Genomic DNA, 6,206 nt, shown 5'->3' with positions numbered 1-6,206 from the left:
CGGATGACAATGTGGTGGAAGGTAATAACCTTGTCTTCAATGTTTCGCTCAGCACCGCCACCACCAAAGCAGAAACCTATGCCTTTAACCTGGGCGGCGGATCAGCGAGTGCAGCCGATTACGGCACAGCCACCTTCAGCAATGGCGTCACTTACAACGCAACCACCGGCCTGATCACCGTGCCTGCAGGCGTGACCAACTTCGCCGTCACTCTGCCAACGGTGGATGATGCACTGGTTGAAATCACCCCGGAAACTGTACCGTTAACGATAGGTGGCGTTTCAGCCACCGGCGGAATTCTGGACAACGACAGCCCGGCCATTACCGGCATCGAAGTTGGCAATCCGGGTGTGGCCGATGACAATGTGGTGGAAGGTAATAACCTTGTCTTCAATGTTTCGCTCAGCACCGCCACCACCAAAGCAGAAACCTATGCCTTTAACCTGGGCGGCGGATCCGCTTCAGCCGCAGATTACGGCACAGCCACCTTCAGCAACGGCGTCACTTACAACGCAACCACCGGCCTGATCACCGTGCCTGCAGGCGTGACCAACTTCGCCGTCACTCTGCCAACCGTGGATGACGCACTGGTTGAAATCACCCCGGAAACCGTTCCTCTGACTATTGGCGGCGTGAGCGCCACTGGCGGAATTCTGGACAACGACAGCCCGGCCATTACCGGCATCGAAGTTGGCAATCCGGGTGTGGCCGATGACAATGTGGTGGAAGGTAATAACCTTGTCTTCAATGTTTCGCTCAGCACCGCAACAACAAAACCAGAAACCTATGCCTTTAACCTGGGTGGCGGATCAGCGAGTGCCGCCGATTACGGCACAGCCACCTTCAGCAATGGCGTGACTTACAACGCAACCACCGGCCTGATCACCGTGCCTGCAGGCGTGACCAACTTCGCCGTCACTCTGCCAACGGTGGATGATGCACTGGTTGAAATCACTCCGGAAACCGTTCCTCTGACCATTGGCGGCGTGAGCGCCACCGGCGGAATTCTGGATAATGATTTTGCGCCGGATACAAATAATGTCAGCGCGTCCGGGGTTGAAGATCAGGCACTGCCGATTGCGATCACTTTAAGTGGTACGGATGCAGATGGCACGGTAGCTGGCTTTAGAATATTGAATCTGCCTGGAAATGGCACGTTGTACCGCGATGCCGCAATGACGCAATTGGTAGTTGCTGGCTCTGATTTAACGGCGGCAAGCAACAGCCTGACTTTGTACTTTAAACCGGCGCATGACTGGAATGGGAGCACCAACTTTAATTATGCAGCAAAAGACAATACGGGCTTGATTGATGCAACGCCTGGAACAGCGACGATTAATGTTGCAGGAGTAAATGATGCTCCGGTTATTGCAAATGCCAGCGCTACAGTTTCAGAAGAGGGCTTGGCAGGCGGGATTATCGATAATACGGGCTCCCCGACTGACACAACAAACAGCACGGTCAGCTCTGGCACGATTGTGATCAGTGATCCTGACAGCACAACTTTAACAACAACACTGCTTGCACCAGCCGATGTTTTATCCTCTGGCGGGCAAGCGCTGGTGTGGAGTGGCAGCGGTACGCAGGATCTGGTCGCAAAAGTGGGCAGTACAACGATTGCGGCAATTCATATTGATAATGCAGGCCACTATACCGTCACTTTAAGCGGGCCGATTGATCATCCTGTTAACAGTGTTGAGGATGTGAAATCATTTAATGTTGGTGTTCAGGTCTCAGATGGCAGCTTGAGCAGTACGGGCACATTAACTGTTAATGTTGAGGATGATGCACCCGTTGGGCAAAGCAAGACAGCGGATGTTCAGATCCCTAATGTCGACAGCAATTTGATCCTGACAATCGATGTATCCGGAAGTATGGCGGATCCAAGCGGGATACCAGGGAAAACAAGGCTGCAGGTTGCGAAAGAGGCAATTACCAAGCTGATAGATGACTATGACGTGTTGGGTGACGTGAAAGTCATGCTGGTTACATTTAGTACCTCTGCAGCGACTCAGCAAAGTGGCGGGCAAACCTGGATGAGTGTGGATGAAGCCAAAACGATTCTGGCTAATCTCACTGCGAATGGGGGGACTAATTATGATGCTGCAGTCGGGCAGGTAATGACGCACTATGACGAGGCAGGCAAGATTGCCGGAGGCCAGAATATTGCTTACTTCTTCTCTGATGGCGCACCTAATCCTGGCTTGGGTTTGGATGCGGGTGAAACGCTCACCTGGACTAATTTCTTAAACGCTAAAGATATTAACTCTTTGGCTTTAGGCTTGGGCACGGGAGTAACGGCAACCAATCTGAATCCGCTTGCCTACAATGGTACGGGCAGCGGATCTGAAGCCAATGCCATCATTGTGACTGATTTGGCACAACTGCCACCCATCTTGCGCGACACGATCGTAGTGCCTGATTCGGGTGATTTAACAGGCGGCGTTATTTCTGGCGCGTCATCGGGCTTTGGTGCTGATGGCGGGCATATGAACGATATAACGGTTGATGGGGTGAAATATACCTTTGATGTGGCACACAATTCAGTGGTGACTTCCGCCGCTGCAGGTACTTACACCTTTGATGCGATTACTCATCAATTAAAAGTCAATACGGCCCTGGGCGGGCAGTTTGCCATTGATATGGATGATGGCAAATATACCTATACGCCGCCTGTGATTAAAACGTCAGGCTCCAGCGAAAACATAGGCTTTACCTTAATTGATAACGATGGTGATCTGGATACATCAAACAGCCATCTTACAATCAATATTGTGCCGCCTGCTCAGGGCAACACGATGCAGCTGTCGGCTTCAACCACGGCAATTGCTGATTCTGCCCGTGGCTTGCATGGCGAGTTCTTTGGTTATAACAATGATCCTGATAAGAGCGCAGGCGTTACATATAACGTACAAAATCAGGACAACACGGTAGGCAATCTCGATAATATCAGTGATATTACTTCGGTGATTAATGGCCGTCAGGGCAGCAATATTGTCGGCACGCAAACTGAAGCAAGTGCTGCGGCCAGTGATGCCACCTTTATTGCCGATGCCATTAAATATGGCGTTACGCCAGCGGTGACCGGCAATTTGGGTACAAATAATGCTGTAACAGCAGGCTCGGCCATTACGTCGGGAAATCTGTATAACTTCCTTGGTGCAAATAATGCAGGGGCCGATACTGCCGGGCTTGCTGCAACCAGTACATTCGGAAATACCACTGATTCAATTATGCGTATGGTGGGTGGTGCTTACTTTGCGGCAGGCACTTACGATATTCGTGTTTATGCGGATGATGGTTTCCGTATCGCTGTTGATGGTCAGTCTGTGTTTGAATATAACGCGAACCAGCCGCCAACCACGCGGGTACAAACCGGTGTGGCTATCAGTGAAGGGATGCACAATCTTGAAGTACTGTATTGGGAGCAGGGTGGTAATGCGGCTTTAAAAATAGAATTTAAACCTTCAGGCTCAGCCGACAGTGCTTATGTCACCCTTGGTATTGATGACATGGCCTTGTTCCATGGTGCACAAGCCCCTGTACTGAGCGAGCTGCAGGACATTATCGAAGACCCTGGCAATAACGGGCATTATCTGGTTCGCAGCGGGCAAGAGGTTACGGGGACTAATCTGTCTGACACGATTACCGGCTCCGCTGGCCGCGATATTATCCATGGCGGAGCAGGTAATGATGTGATTAATGCAGGGGCTGGAGCAGACCGGCTTGATGGAGGTGCAGGCAGCGATACCTTAACTGGTGGTCTGGGGGCAGATACCTTCCATTGGGCTCTGGCGGATAAGGGCGCTGTGGGCGCACCTGTGATTGATAAAATCACTGATTTCTCTGTGGCAAGCTATAACGCCGGAGGGGACAGGCTGGATCTGAAAGACTTACTGCAGGGTGAAAATCATAATGTAAATACGGGGAATCTTACCCAGTATCTGCATTTTGAAAAATCAGGTACCGATACCATTGTTCATGTCAGCAGCTCGGGTGCTTACACAGGGCCATTTAATTCAAGTGCGGATGATCAGAGGGTTATTTTGTCGGGCGTTGATTTAACCAGTAATGGCAGTCTGGCTGATGCGGCCATCATTCAGGATCTGCTTAATAAGGGTAAATTAATCACTGATTAAACTAAAGAGGCCAGCAATGCTGGCCTCTTTTTTAATTGCTGTTTATTTAGCTCAATGGTGTGCTGGCAATTGGGCCGCTCAGGCCATTTATACCCAGAGTTTTAAGCATTTCCCATTCATTTTTAGTTTGCACCCGCTCGGCAATCGTAATTAAACCATGCCCTGATGCAATACCTGTAATGGCTTTAACCAAGTTTTGATTGCCCAGGTGCTGATCAATAGATTGAATAAAACTGCCATCAATTTTTAAGTAATCGAGCTGCAATTCGTAAAGTTGCGGAATGCTGCCAAAGTGGCGGCCAAAGTGTTTAATCCCGATTTTGCAACCCAGAGGGCGTACTTTCTGGGCAAAATTTGCCAGGGCGGTAATCTCATCTCTGAAGCCAAACTCATTGACTTCAAACCACAGCCGGTCTGTGGAATGTTTATGCTGCTGCAGAATACTGAGCAGCTCTTCAATAAATTGCTCGTCTGCAATCGATTTGGCTTCAAGGTTCACTGCTAACTGGGCTTCGTGCAGTTTTAGCTCGGCACAGGCAAGCCGGACTGATTCTAAGTCCAGTGTGTTACTCATACCGAGGCGGCTGATAAAGGGCATAAAAGTACCCGCAGTCAGCAATTCATTGGTCTCAGGGTGGCGTAAACGCAGTAATAATTCGCGGTGCAGAGGTTGGCCATCAATCATAATTGCGGGGAAAGAAGCCAATTCAAAACTATGGTTTTTAAAGGCTTTTTGCAGCAAGGGCTGCCAGTCTTGGGCAGGCAAGGCCTGATTTGCACTGGCGCTGCTGACATGGCCTGTGCCATTGGCTCCGCTGCTTTCGGCCTGAGCCAGCGCCTGGTCTGTGCCAGCCAGCAATTGGCTGATGCTGTCATTGTGCTGATAAGTGGCGATCCCAATTGCGGCCAAGTCATCGGCATCGGTTAGCTCATGCTGACGCAGCTCTGCTAAGCCCTGATGCAGCTCCTTGGCTAAATCCAGCCCTTGCTGACGGTCTAAACCAGGGGCAAGTAAAGCAAAGTCAGCGCCATTCAGGCGGGCGACCAAGCGATCTGGTTCCTGGCCAGTCAGAGATGCCAGCTGTCCAGCGGCCATTTGCAAAAATTGATCGGCTCTTTCCCGGCCTAAGCGGCGGTTGACCTCCGCCAGATTATGCAGGCGCATAATAAGTAAAATTCCGCTGGGAGCGGCTTCGTCATCTTCTAAAGCCTGGGACAAACGGCCCATAAAAAAGCTGCGGTTGGGTAATTGGGTGAGGGCATCACGGTTGGCTTCACTGCGTAGTGCATCAATGCGGGCTGCCTGCTCGGAAAACATAGTTTTAACGCGGCTGACCATCGTGTTCATGGCATTGACGACGCTTTTTAATTCTTTGTAACGCGGTTCAGGGATGGTGATAAAACGCCGTTCACTAATTGCTTCTGCCTGCTCTACCATTTGAGTGATGGGTTTTTTAACCCAGTTGAGTAAGAGCTGCAGACCCGCCCCGCAGACCAGGCCTGCTCCAATAATCCATACAAACAAGCGCATCGCTCCTTCCCATAAGGCCTGGTAAGCAAAGCGGGAGTGGGCAACGACTGTCACCGTGCCCGCTTGTTTCCAGCCATCGCTCACCTGGGCTTTGCCAAAGGCAATCTGCAGTGGAAAGGTTTGTACAAACCAATTGGGTACACCATCGGCTTTATCGTTGTTCTTACGTTCAACCAGTGTTTTTCCATGGTTGTCGCTAAACCGGATTAATTCAAAGTGCCCCGTGTCGAATAAGGCGGCCACATTCAGTTCGATGGTCGCCTGGTCTTTACTTTGCTGCGACATAGAAAGAGCCAAAGACGAGGCGTTGTCATTACTTTGAGTAAAGAGTTGTTGCTCTAAATAACCGCGGGCGGTGTAAACACTGACGATAAAGCTACCGGCAAAGGCCACAAGGGTAGCCAGAATAATCATCATCCATAGCTGGCGAAAGAGTGACATGGTATTTCCTTGCTAGAGCTGGGCATTTAATTAATCTTTCAGCGCCCGTTTAATTAAATAAGTTCACATTTAATCCGGCCATATAAGCACTATAT

General features: G+C 50.3%; 2 protein-coding genes. One reads left to right on the top strand and one right to left on the bottom strand.

All coding sequences use genetic code 11. The features are described from left to right. Window positions 1-4,139 (top strand): beta strand repeat-containing protein (locus HA050_RS15280; protein ID WP_166827895.1); only part of this gene is annotated, 4,139 nt, incomplete at its 5' end. A 46-nt stretch (window positions 4,140-4,185) separates the two neighbouring features. On the opposite strand, the gene HA050_RS15275 is transcribed toward HA050_RS15280, so the two are convergent. Further along, window positions 4,186-6,111 (bottom strand): bifunctional diguanylate cyclase/phosphodiesterase, encoded by a 1,926-nt coding sequence (locus HA050_RS15275; RefSeq protein WP_166827892.1) that lies wholly within the window; start codon window positions 6,109-6,111, stop codon window positions 4,186-4,188. Window positions 6,112-6,206 lie beyond the last annotated feature (95 nt).

It is taken from the genome of Iodobacter violaceini, assembly GCF_011601265.1.
Classification (GTDB): domain Bacteria; phylum Pseudomonadota; class Gammaproteobacteria; order Burkholderiales; family Chitinibacteraceae; genus Iodobacter; species Iodobacter violaceini.
Note: the sequence above shows the minus strand (reverse complement) of the source record. Positions and strands in the feature narration are given on the sequence as shown.